Here is a 314-nt window from a genome sequence, read left to right on the forward strand (position 1 = left end):
GATGGCAACGCCTACATGTATCCTCTCGCCACCTGGGATGTGATCGCCCACGAGGTGAGCCACGGCTTCACCGAGCAGAACTCGGGGCTGGAGTACAGGGGCATGTCGGGGGGGATCAACGAATCCTTCTCCGACGTATCGGCCGCCGCCCTGGGGCAATATGTCCATGGCAGCTTCAACTGGAAGATGGGTGAGCACGTCATGAAGCAGGCCGAGGCGATGCGCTATTTTATCCAGCCGAGCCGGGACGGCGCCTCCATCGATCACGCCAGTCGCTACTACCCCGGCATGGATGTACACCACAGCTCGGGGGT

General features: G+C 61.8%; 1 protein-coding gene. It reads left to right on the top strand.

The window, feature by feature from the left end:
* The coding region (locus BN1133_RS20320) for a M4 family metallopeptidase (protein ID WP_197273662.1) at nt 1-314 on the top strand (314 nt) is incomplete at both ends.

The organism is Aeromonas schubertii, from assembly GCF_000820105.1.
GTDB lineage: Bacteria > Pseudomonadota > Gammaproteobacteria > Enterobacterales > Aeromonadaceae > Aeromonas > Aeromonas schubertii.